General features: G+C 38.5%; 13 protein-coding genes. 6 read left to right on the top strand and 7 right to left on the bottom strand.

What is annotated here, in order from left to right; genetic code table 11:
• Window positions 1-18 precede the first annotated feature (18 nt).
• Window positions 19-756 (bottom strand): substrate-binding periplasmic protein, encoded by a 738-nt coding sequence (locus PESP_RS17420; RefSeq protein WP_089349302.1) that lies wholly within the window; start codon window positions 754-756, stop codon window positions 19-21.
• Between the two features lie 431 nt (window positions 757-1,187).
• On the opposite strand from PESP_RS17420, the gene dptF reads away from it, so the two are divergent.
• The 6 genes from dptF (at window position 1,188) to PESP_RS17390 (ending at window position 11,170) form a co-directional block, all read left to right on the top strand.
• The gene (dptF, locus tag PESP_RS17415) at window positions 1,188-2,780 is read left to right on the top strand and encodes a DNA phosphorothioation-dependent restriction protein DptF (protein ID WP_089349301.1); all 1,593 of its coding nucleotides are present in this window, start codon (window positions 1,188-1,190) and stop codon (window positions 2,778-2,780) included.
• A 3-nt stretch (window positions 2,781-2,783) separates the two neighbouring features.
• Window positions 2,784-4,082, top strand: coding sequence for a DNA phosphorothioation-dependent restriction protein DptG (gene dptG / locus PESP_RS17410; protein ID WP_089349300.1), 1,299 nt, complete (start codon window positions 2,784-2,786; stop codon window positions 4,080-4,082).
• Entirely contained in the window at window positions 4,063-9,114 is a 5,052-nt protein-coding gene (gene dptH, locus PESP_RS17405; RefSeq protein WP_089349822.1) for a DNA phosphorothioation-dependent restriction protein DptH, read from the top strand. Before dptG ends, dptH begins: the two co-directional genes overlap by 20 nt.
• Window positions 9,104-9,460, top strand: coding sequence for a hypothetical protein (locus tag PESP_RS17400; protein WP_214631487.1), 357 nt, complete (start codon window positions 9,104-9,106; stop codon window positions 9,458-9,460). Before dptH ends, PESP_RS17400 begins: the two co-directional genes overlap by 11 nt.
• Before the next feature lie 77 nt (window positions 9,461-9,537).
• Complete coding sequence (locus PESP_RS17395) at window positions 9,538-10,047, top strand: hypothetical protein (RefSeq protein WP_089349299.1); 510 nt, start codon at window positions 9,538-9,540, stop codon at window positions 10,045-10,047.
• Window positions 10,040-11,170 carry a DGQHR domain-containing protein gene (locus PESP_RS17390; protein ID WP_164504451.1) on the top strand — a complete coding sequence of 377 codons (1,131 nt, stop codon included), beginning with the start codon at window positions 10,040-10,042 and terminating at the stop codon, window positions 11,168-11,170. Before PESP_RS17395 ends, PESP_RS17390 begins: the two co-directional genes overlap by 8 nt.
• Before the next feature lie 150 nt (window positions 11,171-11,320).
• On the opposite strand, the gene dndE is transcribed toward PESP_RS17390, so the two are convergent.
• The 6 genes from dndE to PESP_RS17360 all read right to left on the bottom strand — a co-directional run bounded on the left by dndE (window position 11,321) and on the right by PESP_RS17360 (window position 20,280).
• Window positions 11,321-11,680 carry a DNA sulfur modification protein DndE gene (gene dndE / locus PESP_RS17385; protein ID WP_089349297.1) on the bottom strand — a complete coding sequence of 120 codons (360 nt, stop codon included), beginning with the start codon at window positions 11,678-11,680 and terminating at the stop codon, window positions 11,321-11,323.
• 1 nt (window position 11,681) lies between these two features.
• Window positions 11,682-13,673, bottom strand: a complete 1,992-nt coding sequence (gene dndD / locus PESP_RS17380; RefSeq protein ID WP_089349296.1) for a DNA sulfur modification protein DndD — start codon at window positions 13,671-13,673, stop codon at window positions 11,682-11,684.
• A complete protein-coding gene (locus PESP_RS17375) occupies window positions 13,670-15,295 on the bottom strand; it encodes a DNA phosphorothioation system sulfurtransferase DndC (RefSeq protein WP_089349295.1) in 1,626 nt (541 codons plus the stop codon). The genes dndD and PESP_RS17375 overlap by 4 nt, the downstream gene beginning before the upstream one ends.
• A complete protein-coding gene (gene dndB / locus PESP_RS17370) occupies window positions 15,292-16,377 on the bottom strand; it encodes a DNA sulfur modification protein DndB (protein WP_089349294.1) in 1,086 nt (361 codons plus the stop codon). Before dndB ends, PESP_RS17375 begins: the two co-directional genes overlap by 4 nt.
• Before the next feature lie 126 nt (window positions 16,378-16,503).
• Complete coding sequence (locus PESP_RS17365; RefSeq protein WP_089349293.1) at window positions 16,504-18,561, bottom strand: DNA phosphorothioation-associated putative methyltransferase; 2,058 nt, start codon at window positions 18,559-18,561, stop codon at window positions 16,504-16,506.
• A gap of 801 nt (window positions 18,562-19,362) precedes the next feature.
• Window positions 19,363-20,280 carry a LysR family transcriptional regulator gene (locus tag PESP_RS17360; RefSeq protein WP_089349292.1) on the bottom strand — a complete coding sequence of 306 codons (918 nt, stop codon included), beginning with the start codon at window positions 20,278-20,280 and terminating at the stop codon, window positions 19,363-19,365.
• Between the last annotated feature and the right edge of the window lie 68 nt (window positions 20,281-20,348).

Genomic DNA, 20,348 nt, shown 5'->3' with positions numbered 1-20,348 from the left:
CTCTCTTAAAACATATAGCTATTCAAATAACGCATTTAACTCCGCTTTATTACTGTTTATTAGTTGGTTAATTGTTTTAAGCTCTGCTGGAGTAATTATTTTTTTGCTGAGTAAAAAGTGAATATCGCTTTTATTCACGTAGCCAATATTTTCAACCGCCTTAATATTGCTAACTTTTTTACTAAAATGCGCCCCAACTAGTTCGTCGTCTACTGCAAAATCAATACGCTGCTTGTTAAGCATTTCAAAACGCTTAGTAGCCGCACTGGTATACATAATTTGGCTTTTATGGGTGGTTTTAAAACGCTCAAACTCCTCGCCATAATAACTACCAAAATTAGCACCAACCACATACCCTTTAGCAAAAATATCGGCAAGGCTAGTTACCTCATGAGGGTTATTAGCGTTTTCGTATAAACGCATAACCTCGGTACGGTAACTCGTAGTGTAATGCGCAAATTGCGCACGGTAATCGGTATAACTTGCCGCCCAAATAAGCTCAAACCGGCCATGCCTTAGCTCACTTAATGCCCGTTTAGAATTTGGCAACAATTTAACATCAAAACAAAATGGCGAACCGTTAAAAATAATCCCTAAAGCATCAACCTCTTTACCCTGCATAACCCCATTAGTACCAATTACATACGGAGGCCAAAAAGCATCATGCGAAGCCACTTTAAGCAGCTTATCGCAAGCTAAGGCACCACCACAGGCGCTAAAAGCTAAATACAAACATAAGCTTTTTATAATTTTCATTGTGTGCCTATTAACAGTTGATATTTAAACAGTATAAACCAGCCAAATCATATAAGGGTGAAGGAATCATTAAAGTTGTAAAAAAATGTATCTAAAAAGGTATGGTTTAAAAGAGTGGCGGGTAGGTTTATTGCCATACCCAAAATTGTATTAAAAACCGACGCAGCGCAATAGCCCTTAAATAAAAAACTAACCCCATGATTATTAATGAAGTTTAATTAACAAACACTAAGTAGCTATAATTTAAGCAATCACAACAATTAATAATATTTACGTACTTTTTTAAGCTGCATCTACCTAATAAGCCTATATTTTTTAAGTTTTATCATGTAGATTGTTTCTAAATGAATACTAACTTAACAGTAAGTTAGTTTTAAACAGATAAACCAAGGAGCGGTTTTATAAAGCCGTTCTGTATTGGAAGTATTATTATGCGGTTGAAAGAAGCCCTCAGCGTCTTATCAAAGTCATCTCCTTATGCTGTATCTACTGAGCGCAGCGCTACAAATCAAAATATTTTGGATGATGTAAAGTCATTCTTGTATATTCAGATGCCAATCGAAGCTGCGGTAAACAAAGTCATCTCGTCTTTTGGTGCAAACGATAAAAAAATCTTGTTTTTATGCGGTAGTAGTGGCGATGGTAAATCAGAGTTATTGACTAAAGCTAAAGTTAACTTTGGGGCGAGAGTAAAATTCCATTTAGACGCTACCCATAGCTTTGACCCCCACGGCACTGCAATTCAAACATTAGATAAAGTATTTAATGAGTTTGAGGCTTCAAGTACTCCCCTAGTTGTCGGCATCAACGCAGGTATGTTAGGCAACTATGCTGAAGAAGGTCAAAATCAATTAATACGTAGCAAAATTAGTAAATATCTTAAAAATAAAAATACCCAAGATGGCACTGCTATTTTTATTAACTTTGAAGACTATCCAAAGTTTGAAATAGGTGAAGATGGCTACAAATGTGATTTTGCAAAAAAAATATTAGAGCGAATCACACAGCAAGATAACAATATTATTCGTCAACTTGTCGAAAAAGAAAAGTTACAACAAAACGATCCGTTAACGTTACGCTTGATAGCGAATTTCGAATTACTCAGCCTACCTTCTGTTCAAAAAGTTATTATAGATCTGTTATTTAAAGCACGCTTAATGCGAGATCAATTTTTAACTGCCCGCGCACTTCTTGATTTCGTCCATGAACTTTTATTAGGCGAAGGATATTTGTTCGATAATTTATTTGCAGGTGGAGATAATGAACTTGCAAATAAAATTGAGAATTTTGACCCTGCACACCTTCGCACCAAAGAGGTCGATCGTTTTATTCTTGCTTACGATCTTGGTTTGCCTGATGAGGAGTTTGATATATTCAAAAATGCATTAGACCAGTTAGGTATTACTAATATTGAAACCGGTGCTCAGTACTTACGTTTATTTTACCTACTTAAGTATGACGATTTCGCTAATAATTATCATCGTAAATTTACTAATGATTTCAGCGAGTCACTAATCGAAAGCTACATTTCTATTTACCAGCTACATAGAGCTTACAGTGGCGATAGCAAACAAAAAAACAGCTTAAAAGAGTTTTATAGAGATACTTTAATTTCAGCAATTCGTACCTACATAAATCGTAACGCGCCAAAGTTAGGTAAAAAATTCTTTTTATTATCTGATTTCGGAGATTACCAAATTGCTGCCCCAGCAGAATTATCAATGGATTCTAAATCTATAGCAGCATCTTCCCCCGCTAGCAGTGCAACATTTAATGCACATTTAAAGCTGCAAGATAAAAAATTCAAGCTGCCAATAAATATTAACCTTTTGTCGTTACTAATTAATATCAACAATGGTTATCGGCCTAATAAGCATGACAAAAATTCAGTAATACTGCTAGATGAATTAGCCGCAGAAATCGTACAGCAAGCAAAGGCCGCCAAAGAAATAATCATTACAGGTGTAGATGGTAAATATCATCTAGAACTTGATGATGAAGACATTATGGTTAGTGAGGGTTAGTAAATGCCATTATTAGAACAATTAAAGCCAAAAAATAATAGTGCTGCTAGTTATTTCCCTGTTTCAGCGAATAGCGCTAACAATAAGTATGACTGGGAAACTGTAGTTGGCTTTTTCATTAAATCTTTACACAGTCTTAAACTTGAAAAAAACATAGAATCACTCGACGACTTTAAAAAACTATGTAAAACGCACTTTACTGATAAGTTAGACGGTGAACCGTTTTGGCATGTTATCGAAAAAATGTATTTTGATAATGAGCAAGTATTAAATATAGCCCCTGAGATGCAAGCCTTAAAAGTGCTAAACCCTGATACAAGTAACTCAGGTGATGAGCGGCTTACGTCATTATTTAATAGCTTAATGGGTGATGTTGAGGTCACTGATGCACCAAAAGCTCAGCTTAATTTTTTAGAGCAAGAAGTGAAAAAGGTTTTTGACTCGCCACTTGTTAGTAATAAAAACCAAAAAGTTCGGAAACAACATATTGCTTATCTCCCTTCCTTATCAGAGCAATTTCAGCAAGATCTTAAATTCTTAGTTAGCTACCCCGAGCACTTTTTACATAATATTAAGGCCTTTTTAAAGCTATATGGTTTTTTATATACTGCGCAACTATCACTCAATATAAAAGGGTGGGCTCAAAGGCCTGAAATAAAGCCATGTTACTTTATTTTAGATAGTGAAAAAGCGAGTAAAGAGCGCACTAAATTGCAATTACACGGGCACAAGCAAGTTATTGAATCTAGTTATTCATTGTTTCCATATTTGGCTCTAAACGAAAGCCTACAAGATGCAAAAACAACGATAAGTCCTCTATGGCAATTATTTGAAGAGCTCTCTGATACTGATATTGATGCTTTAAACAATTATGCTGCCGAATTTCATACTGATAGAAACTTAACTAGCCAACAATGCCAAGCGGCGACGCCGAGTGAAGCAATTAGTAATTTAGCCAAACTTTTTACTGAACAGTTTAAAAAAGGTGCCACGCGTGAAACGGCTTTTAATAATTTTGTTAAAGCCACCCGCGAAACCTTAATTAAGCCGTTCGAACAAAACCGCCGCCGAGCAGGATCTTTTTTAGTACTAAACCAAGACTACCTACTGTTGCTCACAAATTTATGTATAGGTGAAGGCGAAAAGTTAAGGCTCCATGAGCTGTTAATTGAGTTTCAAAAACGCGGTGTATTTTTTGATAAAAGCAGTGAAGAATGCTTGATAGATTTGTTTGAAAGAATGGGTAATGTAGAAAGAATGAGTGATAGCGGAGATGCAGTTTATGTCAAAAAAACTATATGAAGACTTTTTAGTTGAACACTTTTGCCAGTGGGCAACTAAAGGTTTTGAAGGTGAAAGCCGCTTTCAGTTTCGCTCACCGGATAGCGACAATAGCTTAAAGCTTTATCAGGCAACGCTTAATAAGGCAGATACAAGTGTTGCATTAAAAACTAATGACATAAACCAAACGCTGCCTGCTATTACTTTTGGTAAAACTACGTTAATACCTGTTGTACATAGCGAAAGCGCACAAGGGCTGAGTGAAAACTTTATCTCGCATTTACGCGATCTAGTATCAGCGCAAGACGGCCCTTTAAAAGACTGCGCATTACTCGTTATCCACAACTCTTATTTAGATACACTAATTAATTCAGCACGTGATTTAGGTAAAGCTGGTGAAGTTTGGCACCCCTCAACAATAAAAAAATCACTAAGTGAGCTTATTTCGTCAATAAGCGGTACTGATAAAGTATCGCAGTGCCTGCTCGATCATCGCTTTAAACTAATTATCGAAGACGGCGCAACCATGTTTGGTTTTACTGAGCTTTATGATGCGCTGGAAGATGGGATTATTCAATTTAGTGAGCTAGGTCTTTTTAACGACAAAACTATTGTGAGCTGGGATGATACAGACCAAATAGATAAACGTTTGTCACAAAATCACCAGTTATATAGCAATATTAGTGAGATAGTTGAAAAGTACCCACAAGAGCTTGTTGAAAAGCTGGGCGATTTAGATCTTAGCGAAAAATTTGTGAATACTCATTTTGCAGATGGTCAAAATTGGGAAGAGCTCGACTTTGGCGCAATTATAAAAGAGCGCCGAGACAATAAAGAAAACCTACTGTCATTTGAAAGTGAAACAATTACTGATGTAGACTTTATAGCGCGCGAAAACAAAAAAGAGCGCCATTTAATCATTCAAATGCCCGCAGATAAAACTGACTTTAAAATTGAAGCAAGTTTTGTGGGCGGTAAAATTCAAAAAAATGAATTAAAACTACAGCACACTAAAGAAGAAATTACCCTTGATGTAAACAACCGTTCGCAAAAGCGTAGTATTGCTGAAATTTCGGGAACGTTTAATAATCAACCGCTTTATTTTAGTGTTGATTTTAAAAGAGAAAAGCCACAAGAACGCTTTAAGTATAGAGTGTTAGTTATTCCAAAGGGCGCTTTTTATCTTGATGATTTAGCCGATAGTTTTTTACTCGTACCACGTAAGCAGCTTATAACTTTGCAAACAAATGCAGGTGTTTTACAGATTGCTGAACAAGGAACTCCGGCTAAAGTTACGCAATCAAACCAAACTTTCCTAGTTGACCAAACACAGGTTGTCGATTTTGCACAGTTTGCCAATGAAACAGACACACTAACCTTTGCAGTTCAAAGTGGATCGCATGTACTTAATTTTGAAGTAGATGGTGCTGTTTCTTCAGATACATTAAGCCTACCTCTAGTGCTTGATACCAACCTGTTCAACCGTCTATACAATGATAATTTCAATGGCTTATACAATCGCGCTAAAGAAAAGGTGGTTATTGACGGGAAAGACTTAAACCCAACCGGTATGCGTAAAAATCTATTAAATTGGGAAGCAAAACTACAAGATGAGCGCATACTTGCAACACAAACTGCTGGTAGACCAGAAGTTACATTAGAAAATATTGAAAGCGCATTTCCAGATTTATTTGCAACTTATAGCTCACTTTTTGATTACCTGGACGAGCGAAAAGCGCTTATAAGCACTTGCTCTTGGGGCGCTGACTTCTTGAGCTTGACAAATAAAGTGGTTGAAAGCTATTTAGCTCACATTGCTAAGTTAGAAACCAAATCGCTGTTATCACCGCAATCTAATATGCTGGTAAATATAGGTATTGCTGAATTTGAAGAGCAAGAATACATAACACCGCTTCACCCACTAACACTCGCTTATTTTGCGCAGTTGGTTACACGTGCCTGTGACGACAACGACAGTAGTTTTAATACGTTACCTAAAGCTACAATCAAACGTTTAAATGCCGAAGGCTTATTACCATTTGTTTGGCATGCAACAGACGGTTTTGCATACAACCAAGCTGTGGCTGATAACCGCATGTGGTGCAAATTAGTTTCTAATAAAAAAGCGGCGCTAGAATATGTACGACCGCTAGTTAGGCAAAAAACGAGTGAGTTTACTAAAGCGTTTGATGTCCTTTTTGATAAAGGCAGTAAAGAAACTGTTTATATTAATTCTATCAATAATGGTAACAACACCGCGCTATTTTTAGGCTTAGTTGATTACCTAAAAAAGAAGTCCCCTGACGAAGCAAATCGCATTCACGTAAACATTTACGACAAATCACTACAACGTACTTATTTTGATGATTTTGCAGATGCACCAAGTTATGACGAACTAAAAGACTTAGCAGAGCTAAGTAGTGAAAAAGACAAAGCCGATGCTATTGCCGATATGCTTAAAAATCGCATAACGTACAGTAAGTTTAAATTAAATGCACAAGAGCCAACATTTAATTATGCACACATTAGCTTTGTACGTAACGATACAACAGTAGAGCCAGTACCTGTTGATGTACTCACCGAAAAAACAGGCGTTGCTTGTCATGGCCTATTAGCTGGCGAAACCGCATATCAAGAGCAAAACACGTACTTCACAACCTTTGGTCTTAATAAACTCGATGTTGAGAGTAAAGCTACATTAAAACTAAGCAGTCAGTTTAACAGTTTAGCTAAAGCTGCGTGGTGCGGCCAAAAGTACGAAACTAGTAATGGCTTAGGTTTAAAAGTGGCGGGGCAGTTGTCAGAGCTACTTGATGGGGTATACGAAAACTCAGTATGGACAGTGATTATTGACCCTAAAGTAACACTTGAGTTTTTTAAAGGCCAAAAAGATGCGGTACTTATTCACTACTCAGATAACTTTACTAACTCAGCAAATTACGATGCGATAACCGTTACCAAGCGCAGAGACTTATACGACCAAGTGCTTTCTCAAGGTATTAAAGGCCTAATAGACGAATTTAATGCCTTTAATGGTGAATGGTTACTTAAAATGATCACCAGTAACGACAACGACCGCAAAGAGAAAAAAAGCATAATAGGTGCTTATAAATACGTAAACTGCTTGCTGCATCAAAGCGATATAACATGGGTGCCAATGAGTGTGGCCGAAATGCTGCGCGTAGCAGGTAATATTGGTTTAAAAATGAGTGATAGCGACTTCTCGCGTTATTCCCAAAATGTTAAAAGCGGCGCTATATCTGACGATGTTTTATTCGTTGGTTTTAAAGGTAGCAACATGTACTTGCTACCGCTTGAAGTTAAAATTGGTAAAAAGCGCACACACGGCAAAGGCATTCAACAAGCTAAAGAGCTTAAGCGTTACTTAGTCGAAAACTTATTTGGCCGTGACGACCTTGCGGGGCATTTATACAGAGGCCTATTTATTCGCCAAGTACTGATGCAAGTGGATAAGTTTGAATTATACAAAGTGTACGAGAGTGATTACTTTAACGAGCTACAAAGTAATCGTGAGTGGTGGTTGCAAGGTGATTACCAAGTAGCCGATTTAGCTGACTACCCGCAAGGTTTTATGATGGCATTTTTTGAAAACGCCGATTTTGCCAAAGAAGAATACACCGTTGAAGACGATATTCTGCAAATCATACTACCCAGCGCTAACTTAAATCGCTTTATAAGTACGCCACTACAAACATTACTTTCTAACATTCAAAGTAGTGAGCTTTGCTATATACCCGAGCAATATATTCTTGAAGGCGAAGCGGTAAATAAAAGTAGTGTGACACCAATAAAGCCCATTGAAAAAATAGACCTAGATAAACCAAAACCTGTTGATGAGGTACTACCTAAAGTAGCCGAAGACGCTGCGACAAGTATTGTGGCAAAGCCAACTTCAACAAACTCATTAAAAGTGCTTGTTGGCCATGTTATACAAAATAACGAGCCTGTTTACTGGGAGCCAACCAACACAGCTAAATTTATGAATACTAATTCAGGTATTATCGGCACTATGGGCACGGGTAAAACCCAATGTACTAAGTCGGTGGTAACTCAACTTTATCGTAATCAGCACAATAATGTTGATGGTAAACCAATAGGTATACTCATTTTCGATTACAAGTCTGATTACATAGACGATAAGTTTATAAATGCGACTAATGCTAAAAAGTATAAGTTGTTCAAGCTTCCATATAATCCTTTGAGTTTATTTGGTGATACACCTATGCTTCCAATTCATACTGCGGCAGGTTTCTCACAAACAATGTCTAAAGCATATGGCCTAGGGCCTAAGCAGCAACTCAAACTAGAAAATATTATTTTAGATGCTTATAACTTGGCTGGAATTAGCTCTGAAAACCCAAGTACATGGACGAAACCAGCTCCAACTATTGAAGATATTTGGCAGTTATTTTTAAACCAAGAAAAAGTGGAAGAAGACTCACTTTATGCAGCGTTGTCCAAGCTAGCTCGCTTCAAAATTTTTGAAGACCAGCCTGAGAAAATGACTAGCCTCTATGAGCTTATTGACGGCATAACGGTGATTGAGCTTGCAGGTTACCCTAGTGAAATCCAAAACCTCATTGTGGCGCTTACTCTCGACTTGTTTTACTCGCAAATGCAAAAACAAGGTAAGCCAGAAGTACAAGGCGACTTTAGACAAGTTACTAAATTGGTACTGGTTGATGAAGCCGATAACTTCATGTCGCAAAACTTTCCAAGCCTTCGCAAAATATTAAAAGAAGGCCGTGAATATGGTGTTGGCGTTATTTTATCAACCCAAGATATCACCCATTTCAAAACCAGTGAAAACGACTATTCAGCGTATATTTTAAGTTGGATTGTGCATCGCGTTGCGCAAATAAAAACTCAAGATATTAAAGGTATATTCAACAAAGATGATAAGTCAGAGCAAGAACTCTTGATGAAAAACATCCGTGAACTTGAAAAGCATACAAGCCTTTATATTGATGGTGAAAAACAAATTAAACGTATTAAAGATAAAGCGTTTTGGGAGTTATTGAATGATGAATGATACAACGGTTCAAGAGAAAAAGATGCTAAGCAGAAAATCCCCTGAGGTTATTGCATACATACAAATGGTTGAAAAAGCTAAGCGTGACGCTGAAGTTGTTACGTTACGTGAATGGTATGACTCAACACCAAATCACCTACAAGAAATTATTGATTATATGGCTGTTTATAAACAATTAGGGCCGCTTGGAAAAGAGCTCCATAAGCGTGGGATTAAAAGAGTAACAGAAAGATTTGGTGACAATGTACGGACATTAGTTGAGGCAACTTATCAAAGGGGGTTGCTTGATGCTTCAGCTCCCTTATGCGCTATTGCATGTATCATAAATCGTAAATTAGAGAGCTAGTTAATTTGAAAATGGTAACACATATTGGAGGTGAAATTGATTTATAGAAAATATACGCCTGAGTTAAAGGTAACCTTATGGTAGATCTATTGGTTTATATCTGGGCTTCTTTTTGTAAGCCATTCAAGAGCCGTTTGTTCATTATTTTTTTCTTTTTGTTTTTTGTTCCATTAGGTCCTTTTGGTATTTATTATCAATGGTTTAATAACAAAGGAGATAAGGGGTTCTGGGATTATTTTACACCTGAATCAATTTTTACTTTTACCGCACCTTTAATGGCTGCAATTATAATTGATGGGCTAATTATTGCTATAAGTGAACAGAAAAATTTGGAGCACAATAGTGTTGAGTTTGAATTGTTTCGGGACAGCATAATATTGGCTGCCATTATTATGCTTATACAGTGCTTACTAATATTCAGCTCTATATCTCACAATAGCCTTATTTTAAGTGCTATTTCTGTTGTTATCTTATGGATATTTTGGATTATTATCAGTTCAGCTAAAAATGAATTCTCGCCTCACAAGCGGTGGAGACCAACAGGTACAGCAGATGATACTTCTTCAGAGGCAATTTCAAATGAATAATATTACAACTACGGCAAAACCTTATTTTGATACTTCATGTATTGAAGTCTTTCAGCCAATAGGCCCATTCTATGTTTTTAAAATAAAAGCAACAAAATTAGTAAATTTGGTATTCTCTATGGCCGCTTATAGTCAGGAAGGTAAATTATCAGGGGTACAGAGAAAGTTGAGAGAAGATAGGATTAAAGAGATTGGGCTGTATTGTAAGTCCAATAATGCAACTTTCCCTAACTCCATAATATTAAGTGCTAATTATAAAAAGTCAGGGGAATATGTAAATGACGAAGATATTAGGTGGTTTGTTTCAGGAGAGCGATTAATAATACCGCAAAAAATTGAGCTTGCATCGATAATTGATGGACAACATAGAATTGAGGGATTAAAAGAGGCAATTAGATCAAATGATTTTGTTGATTTTGATATTTTGTGCTCTGTCTACTTAGATATGCCGTTCTCTCAGCAGGCGGAAGTATTTACTTCGATTAATTTTAATCAAAAGAAGGTTGATAAGAGTATTGCCTACGAACTTTTTGGCTATGATTTAGATAATACAGATAAACAATTTTGGTCACCTGATACTTTAGCTGTATATTTCGCTAGGGTTTTGAATAATGATAATAACTCCTTTCTTAAAGGAAGAATACATACTGCAATCAACGGTAATGTTAAAAATCAAGATTGGTTTGTATCTACAGCTTGTATAGTAGAGTGTATTACATTATTGATTTCAACAGACGCAACAAAAGATAGATATACAATTCATCAAAATAGTTTCATTAATAAAGGTAGAAAACGTTTAAAATCAATTAAGTCAGATAGCCCTTTAAGGGCTTTGTATATTGAAGGTAAGGACAAAGATATATTTGACATAGTTAGTATTTTCTTATCTAAAATAAATAGTTTAGGATGGTTTAATAGTAAAGATTTAGTTACCACTAAAACTATTGGCTTTTTAGCCTTATTTGAAATTTTACGTGATATTTTGAAAGATAAGGAAGAAAAGGTTTTAACCTTAGCTGATTTAGCATTTTTAGATAATGTTGAAATTGAATTATTGAAAAAGTCTGAATATAGCTTTTCAGGTATAGGTAAAGGACAACTAAAACAAGTGCTTTTAGGTTAACTTGAGTCAAACTGTATATCTACCTACCGAATAAAAGGTGGGTAAATATACAATAATCAGTGAATTCACAGTGAAAAGTAACTACTTGATTTTTGATCTCTGAGAGGTTAAGTTAAGTTTAGCTTGCAAAAAACACTGGTAGCTTAACAACTAAGCAGTGTTGATATTATGAATTAAGTTAACAAGGTCTCTTTGATTCCTTATTGTTGCAATCCCATCCTCAACATGTGCTGCCCAGGCTGTTTGTAGTTCCTTATCAGAATACTCAGGGTAGCGCTGCTTAAGTAGTAATTCAGTCACCATTTGGGTTTTACCTAACCAGGTAAACTTATCGAGTTTGAGGCTGCCAGAGAGCTTATAGTCTTTTTCTTTATTGAATATAAACCCCTTTTCGATGGAGCGAAAAAACGCGATACGGGCTGCTACGTTGGGTGTAACGCCTGTTTTACCTTTTAGGGTTTGGAGCTGTTCTTCAACGGCTTTATTAAGCCACATTGTTTGTGGGAGCATGTTATATGGCCTCCTGTGCAAGCTCTGCCCAAAAGTAACCTTCTCGCAGGGTTGAACAATTAGTATGTTGGTTAAACTCAATCTCGAACGCGTGAGATACTTTATGCTCAATGGCTTGGTAAAAGTCTTCGTCTACTTCGGTATCGGTTGAAAGCAGGATTACTTGCTCGCTGGCCTCTGGGAAGTAGTGCTTAATAAGTTTGTCGCGATGTTTTGAATCTAAACGTCCAAGTGGCGTATCAACCACGACTGGCAGCACTTTACCTGAAAGCTTACCGAGTGCTTCTAAAATAGCAAAAGCAAATATTTGCTTTTCACCAGCCGACATAGATTTACGGTTAATAATAACACCTTCGGCATCGACGAGATTTACGTCAAAACTGGTGGGGTCTATTTTAGCTGAAAGCTTTAAGTCTTCTTTACGGGCAAGCTTACGGTATGCTTTTACAAATAACTCTTCTAACTGGGTTACACGCAGCTCTGTAAGCGCGTGTTTAAAGTCTTGCAATACATATTGGCTAAGCTCTACACGCTCAACGGCTTTATCGGCTGAGTGGTTGTTTTTAAGCTTGGAATAGTCTTTCTCTAAGCGTTTAGCCAGTTCTAGCTCTTTAGCTTTAAACTCTTTCGCTTTAAGAAGTTCGCTTATGTACTCTTTGCTTGTTGTATCGCGCTGTTTTTCAAGCTCGCGCAGCGATGTATATAACTCATGTAAGTCGGCAGCATCTGGAGCTCGCTCAATATTAATTGAAAGTGAGCTTAATTTATTTTGCGTTTGTGTCAGCGCTGTTGATAGCTCTTTTATTAGCGCTTGCGATTGCGAAGCCTCTGTTACTTGTGCGTTTATAAGCGCAAATTCAGAGTCTGAAATATCTAGCTTTGGCTCGGCAAGCGCGGTTTGGTTTACTAGCTGACCAAAATAGCTATTTACTGTTGCCATTATATCGCTGCTTTGCGTATCAAACTTTTGATTAAGCGCGCTTTCAAGGTTTGGTAACGCTTGTACCAGCTCGTTACCAAACGCTTTAGCTTGTTTAATTTGTTGGTCGCTGGTTAGCTGCTCAATTAAGCTTTGCATTGCCGTTGGCGCAAGTGCCATTGGTAGGCTGCCACTTAGCTCTTGGCGTATTTTAGCGGTTAGCTCTTTTTCAAGCTCAATAAGCTCAGAGGCTTTTGCTTGCTCTTGATCTTTTGTTTTAGCCCATGCGCCACCTTGGGCTTGTATTTCGTGCTCTTTAGCGGCTATTTTGTTTTTAAGCTCTGTTAATTGCGCACCAATGCTGTCGGCTTTATCCCTTGTTGTATTTACTTGCTGGGTAATTTGCTTTTTTTGATCTTCTGCAGCTTTAATTTTTTTAAGCGTATCTTTGTCGGCGGTTTCTGCGCCTAGGCCTTTTAGGTAAATATCAAGGTCGTTGCTTAAACGGTTTATAATATCGATCCCCAGCAGTTTTTGTACGGCCTCTTTTAAGTAAGAGCCGGTATCATCCTCTGCTAGCTCTGCTATTTTTTCGCCATCAAAAAAGAATAAATCACCGATACCCGGCGGAACTATTTCGTGTAAAAACGCTTGTACTTGCTCTGAGTTTAATGAGGTATCTTGCTCACCATTAATAGTAAGCGTTAACTTTTCATCGCTTTCAAGCTGCCATTTTCGGGTTACTTCATAAAGGTTATGTTTGCCTTGATGAGTATGCGAAAAGCTAAGCGTTATGCTGCTCTCGGCATCTTGCTGGGCTTTGGTTGCGGTTTTGTTAGTTTGCTCGTTTAAGTAGCTTAAGTAATCTTTTTTTGTGATTACAGCACCCAACGCACGTTTACCTAATAAGGCTAAGCGAATGGCGGTAAGAATAGAGGTTTTACCCGCACCGTTTAAACCACCAAATAAAATAATAGGGCGCTCAAACATGCCTTCTTTACGAGGGTCTAGGTCTATAGTGGTTTGGCCGTTAAAAACTCGAAAGTTATTTAGGGTCAGTGTTTTAAAAATCATTCTATGCCCTCAGCTTTGAGCAATGCAGTAATTTGTTTTAGGTCGTCTTCTAGCGCTTTTACTTCGTTACTTTGGCGCATTTGGCTCTGACGAATATCTAAATTAGAGGCAATAATAACTTCGGCGCTTTCCCAATCCTGCTGAATTAAGCGGCCAATACGATTAAAAATACCCGTACGGCGAGCAAGGCCGCTCATTTGAGTTTCAACGTCGATTAGCTTTTTAACCATTTGCGGCGATACGCCGTGCTTAGGTGCAATGTCGTTAAGCAACTGGCCTTCGGTAAGGCTAAATTGGTTTGAGTCGTCTATTGTCCAGTCGAGCTTTATGCCTAGCGCATCAGATACAATACCGGGTAGGGTATCGTCCCAATCAGGCTCGTTAGGGTCGTTTAACCATTCATGCCTTACTGCATGTAATTCATCAACTGTAATTAGCTCAACATCACGGCCTTGGTCGTTAAATTGCTTTTGTATATTAAGCAGTAAACGCATGGCATGCTGGCGATACTTTAATTTGTAAGGGCCTGTTGTGTAGTCGTCTGTTAATACGCGCTCTTTATCCTCTTTTAGGGTTTTAAACGCTAAACGGCCATCGCGACGAATATGGTTACGGTATTTCTTTTTAAGCTTAGGCGATGTACTTCGCGATAAAATATTGCGGTATTTAAGTAGTGGAGTCATCCACTGCTCGCCGTTTTGAATTAGGCTTTCCATTGCGCGGTCGCGCGTGACTACGGTACATGTCCAACAACCAAAACGTGAGTTACCACACGATGGCGTGGTTTCGTCAATAACCATTGGGCATTCGCCTTGGCCTGATGAGTCCTTGTATAAGTTCCATAACACAAGGTTTTTACCGCCCCATGGGTTTTCCCATTCTAGGTCGTACTTATTAAACCATTTGTTTTTAGTGCCGTATGGTGTTTCTTCGGTTTTTAAGTGACACAGGCGTAGGATTTTCCACACATCGTCAACACTCCATGTATCAATTGGTGTGTAAATAAATGCGTTGCTTAAGGTTGTATGTACGGCGAGATCTGAACCATCAATTTTATGCTTTTTAATTACTTGCGCACGCGATGCACTTTCTTGAGAGCGAGAGCCTAGTACAACAATTACTTCGTCGTATTCACTTACGCGTTCTTTAATAAAAGTACTTACAGGGTCAATTTTCATTCGCTCTGTACACCAGCGAAAGTTACGCGTTGGTGCAGGGTAGCCTTTACCTAGTAAATTAGCCCAAAACGTATTATTCGACTTTGGCACTACTTTATGTGAAGTAATTGGTAGGCCTTCGCGCTTTGCACCTTCTTCAATAAGTTTTAGTGATTTTTCAACGTGATCAACCACCATTGGTGTTTCTACTAAGGTATCGGACGCAACTACAAAAACAGGCTTGTGGCGGTCTTCTGGCTTTAAGCCAAGTAACGCAAAGTAAATTAAGGTCATAACGGCAGATGAATCTTTACCGCCACTGTAACCTAATACCCATGGGCGTTTATCGGCCATGTAAACTCGTTGGGTGTCGGCTACAAAGTTATGTAGTTGGCTACCTGCAAACGATTCGTTTTCGATAAATTCGATGTAGTCTTCTAGATCGTACTGGTTTAATAATTTCATGCGCTTAAGTATTCATTCTCTTTTTGTACATCTTCTTTCGAAAGAGGGAGGCCAATTTCACGTTTTATTTGCATGCTGGTAAGGAAAATATTGCTCATAGCTTTTGAAAGCCTGCCATGTTGCATTGCTCGATGAGTCCAAGCAGGGTTACTTTTAAGCCAGTTGATATTGGCAATTAACTTAAGCTTTTTTTGTTTTTCTGAATCGCTAAGTGTAAGTAAGCTTTTACCAACTAGTGCAAGTGCCTGTAATCCAATACCATGCGCCGAAATATACTCTTGGCGAAATTCAGCAGCAGAGAGCTGTTTGTTTTGTACTTGTATCCATTCTGGCATATAAATATTTAGTGATTCCCAAAACTTTGCAGCAACTTGCCTTTCGTCTTCGTTAAAGCCTTCCTTAGTCCCTTTACCAAGTAAAACGCGGTTTGCTTGTTTAATGCCACTAAGGGTAAACAGTTTACTACTTTTAACAGCAATTGTAGAGCGCTCAAACTCAGTAAATCCTGCAAAAGGTTTTGTATTTAAAGCTAAATAACGTGCAAGTTCAGATGCTTGATCGCGGTGATCGTACATGGTGCCAAGCGATGGGCTAGGGCGTACTGCGTATTTATTTAAATCAGCAAACATCTGTTGGCTACGCTGTAAGCCTTCGTCTACAAAAAAGAGTACAGCGATGTTGTCTTGGCTTAGCTCTGGGCGCTCTTTCAGAGCTTCTTCTATAGCTGCGCGACGATGTTGGCCGTCGTTTATTAAAATTTGCGCATCCATGGGGACTTTTAAATTACCGATATTGCTATTTTTATCTACTTCGATAAAGTCGATTTCAGCTCCAATTGAGGCGGTTATAGCCGAAAATACATAATCGTGAGGTGACTCAACTAGGTAACGAGCCATTTCTGGTATGCGACCTTTATTGAGTGTGCGCTGAGCCCTCAGCTCTACGGGGACTTCTTCTTCGTCATACATGAATATTTTAGGTATGAGCCTTAAAGGGCAAGTTGCTATATAAAAGGGTTTACCAGCCTGCTGGCCACGAACTGCGGGGAAGCTGTAGCAATAATTACTTTCAAGGTTGCTCATAATTTAATCCCATCACGTAAGGTACGTAATATTATTACGTACCTTACGTGATAAATACAGTTTTTATTGTTTTATTTATCACAATGTAGCTGCATGAAAACCTAGTTCCTTGTTATGAATAGGATTTTATCTTTTATAAAATTTATTATTTTTTAATTCCACTCCCCAATAGTCAAACACCTTTTGTAATATGGGCCAGTTGGGCCACTCGGCTTTGGCTACGCCTTTGAGCATGTCAGCTAATTTTTTATCAAACCGTTGTTGGCTTTTGTATTCACTACTGCCTTTTTGTAAATAATCTATTTTGTTATAAAAAGGCTGATAGGGGTAAATATCGCCGTAGTAAAAGTAGTCGATATCTTGCTCTAGCATCTTTACTTTTATTCGCTCGGTTAGTAACGGCAGCTTTTTATTAAAGTCATTGTATTTTAAAAATGTAACTTTGCCCGATCGCATGTGTATTTTTACTAAATCTACGTCGTCAATATCGCCATACAGTTGCACAGCACAGCCAATGTAAACACGCAGTATTGCGGGGAGCTGATTTAAATAGCGAGTGTGTAAAATGTATGAGTGGTTGTCGTGTAACTCACCCAGCTGAATTTGCTCGTAAGCTTGGTAACAAGCATTACCAATATTTGCGGGCTCTGCAATTGAGAAAAGCAGTTGCTTTGCTTGCTCTAATGCTTGATTGTAATCATCAAAATGTATTTTTAAATCGCGCGTTAAACTTGCTGGCATGTGGCTTTTAGCTTGGCGCTTACCAAATAGGCTAAGTGCAAAATACACTAGTAAATCGTGCTTTCGCTTTAGTTGTGCTTGATCAAACTCACTTTGTTCATAGTAATTTTGTAGCATGCTAAATGCTTTATTGTGGCTGGTGAAATATTTGCGCAATGTTGTGCTTTGTTCAAACTCATCGTTTGCGGGTAAGCGGCCAAAGTGCAGGCAGTGTTGCCAAAAATCATCAAGCAGTGTTTGGTGTTTTTCGAATAAGGTTTTTTGCTGAGCTTTGGGTAATGCTTTTGGTTGTGGCCTTTGCGTTATATGTTGCCAATTATAATTTTGAAATTGTAGCTCTAAGTGATGAGCTTCTTCTAATTGTGGGCATTTAAAAATAGCGATAATGCCTTGCCCAAATGCCATGGTTTTAACGTTTAAGGTTTGCTCTATGTAAGCTCTTATTTGGGCTTGGCTATAGTATTTTTGGAAGGTATTCCATTTAGTAATTACGCCATCTTTGTATTGTTTAAAGTGTTCTTGTTTGGCTTCGTTTGCGAGCATTACTGAGACTAAAAGTAATTTTTTAGTGTGTTGGTAAGCAGCGGTTAAAGTGTCTTTTCGCTCTCGTTGCTCTTCAATTACATTAAGTACAAAGCCCAAATTAACAATATCACTCGTTTGTTTATTTCCGTTTGGCCTGTGTACTGGATCCCATGCGTTAATATTAAGACCGTGGGCTTCTAGCTCTGTCGCGTCATCTGCTAGGCCGCAGCCGTAATCCAGTATTGAGTAATCCCCATTTAAATAACCGTATTTTGCGAGCTTTTGAAAAGGCGCTGAAAGTCTATCGCGGTTTATTGCGGTTAAATGGCGCTGTATTGTTTGTGGTTTATTTTCAATTTCAGGTTTTGGTAGCTCAGCTATTTTGTTTAGCCTGCCTTTTTCATCCAATTCAAAGCCTTTGCGTTTAATTAAGTTTTGCCATTGCTGTTTAAAGCCAATGCTTTTGGTATTTTGATACAGGCCTATTTGCTCGCCTTCTTTCGTAATAGCTTTAAATAATGCGTTATGAGGGTAACTAGGCAGTACAAAGGTTTCTTTACGATGCAAAATAGGTGGGTTATTTGAGTTACTGTAGTTTGTTGCTTTTATTGTTTGCTCGTCAGCATCAATTGTATAGCTGGTGTGGAGTTCGGGGTATGCGTATTCATCAAAATGAGGGTAGTTAAGTAACGTAAATTTTAGATCGCGTTTATAGAGTTTAATTAGGTTCCAAGGCTCATTTATGTTTAGTTTGCTTATGGTGCTCTGAATAAAACTTAGTAACTCAGGCGGCAGCGCTTCCTGTAATGAGCTTTTGTGTAAATAAATAGCTGTTGGTAATGATTTACCATGTTTGAGCTTTTTTACTAAATCACGGTATTGAGGAAAGTTTAGTGATGATGGTGGGTCAGCAGCCATTAAAATTACTCAAACAGTTAAGATAAGTTAAATATACATAACGCTAATACCAACAACAAATTTAAACGCCGCTGTTAAAACACTCTCCCCGTCATTTTGCCCGAAAAGACTCAATTGATGAGTAATTGATTGCATGGAAGCAATTGAAGTCGTGGCTTCGCCACGGACGGCGAATACACGGCGGTTACGTTCATATCAATTTAGGCTTTGAGGAAATTGCAAAATGCTCGGGGCGCCGTGGGGTTCCAAGGGGCGTTCGGCGCTATGCGCCCCTTGGTTGCCATCGCCAATGCGATAAAAGTAAATATAATTTAAAAGCTTCGCTTTTCGCGCGAGCAAGCTCTGCGCCTACAGCGAACCCTAGGTAAATAGCTGCGTTTATACCTTGTAGACGCGAAACGTGTTTTCGTAATGGGCAAAGCCCATAAATAAAGTGCTGGGTAATTTAGCAAAGTGAAATAGGTGCGAGCGTGTAGAAGGTTTAAGCCATTAAAAGCTACGCTTTTCGCGCGAGCAAGCTCTGCGCCTACAGCGAACCCTCAACCTTGGGTACATAGACGCGTTTATACCTTGTAGACACGAAACGTGTTTGCGTAATGGGCAAGGCCCATAAATAAAAAGCTGGTTAATTCATTAAACAAAATAGGTGCAGATGTTTAAAGCCATTAAAAGCTTCGCTTTTTGCGCGAGCAAGCTCTGCGCCTACGGCGAACCCTCAACCTTGGGCACATAGCTGCGTTTATACCTTGTAGACGCGAAACGTGTTTGCGTAATGGGCAAGGCCCATAAATAAAAAGCCCGTTATATACCTTCACGCTTAAATATATTTTCTACTTGGCTGCGCAGCCACATTAGGGCGTCGTCTTTATCGGTATTTTGGTGCCAATATAAATGCTGATAAATAGCAGGCATTGTGGTGGGTACAGGCCGTGCTATAAGCGTGTCATCTAGCAATTGGCTTGCAACCATTGAGGGCAGGGTGAGCAAAAATGGCGAGTTTTTAATTACCTCTTTTGCGGCAAAATAGGTTTGGCAGCGCATAGCTACCTCGCGATTAAAGCTTAGCTGCAATAAGGCTATGTCTTCAATTACGGTGCCGGTGGCTCTGTTTGAAACCGCTACATGTTTAGCACTTAAGTAATTTTCTATATTTAACTTATTTTTTAGCGGGTGATTTTTTTTCAGTAATACACAAAAGTGATCGCTTGAAAGCACAGCATGGCTAATAGGCGCTTTTATAGGCCGCGCTACATCTATCGCCATATCAATTTGATGATTAGCCAATTGCTTGTGCATGTCGTCGCGGTTTAGCTTAACGCTTGCAAGGCTTGCGTTAGGGGCGTGTTTTGCAATTATTAACTGCAACTTTGGCAGCACTATGGGCTCAATGGCATCGTGCAGGGCTATTTTAAAGGTTTGCGCGGTGGTGGCTAGGTCAAAATCGCCACAGGCTTGCAGTACTTGGCGTAACTTTTCCAGTAAATCTATTAGCGCTGGCGCCATGCGCTGGCATGCTGGGGTGGGCAACATTAATTGCCCTTGGCGCTCAAATAGCGGGTCGTTTAATACACTTCGCAGGCGTTTTATAGCATGGCTTACTGCTGAGGGCGTTATGTACAGCACCTTTGCGGTTTCGCTCATGTTTTTTTCTCGGTAGAGGCACTCAAAAATTTTAAGTAAATTTAAGTCTAACTGCTGAATATTTTTAGCTTCAATCATTATTACCCACCCACACTATGAATGTAATTCACACTTAACTGGTAATATATTTCATTTAATTCATTGGG

Origin of the sequence: Pseudoalteromonas espejiana DSM 9414, from assembly GCF_002221525.1 — a bacterium.
Lineage (GTDB): Bacteria > Pseudomonadota > Gammaproteobacteria > Enterobacterales > Alteromonadaceae > Pseudoalteromonas > Pseudoalteromonas espejiana.
This window is presented reverse-complemented; position numbering and strand designations above follow the sequence as displayed.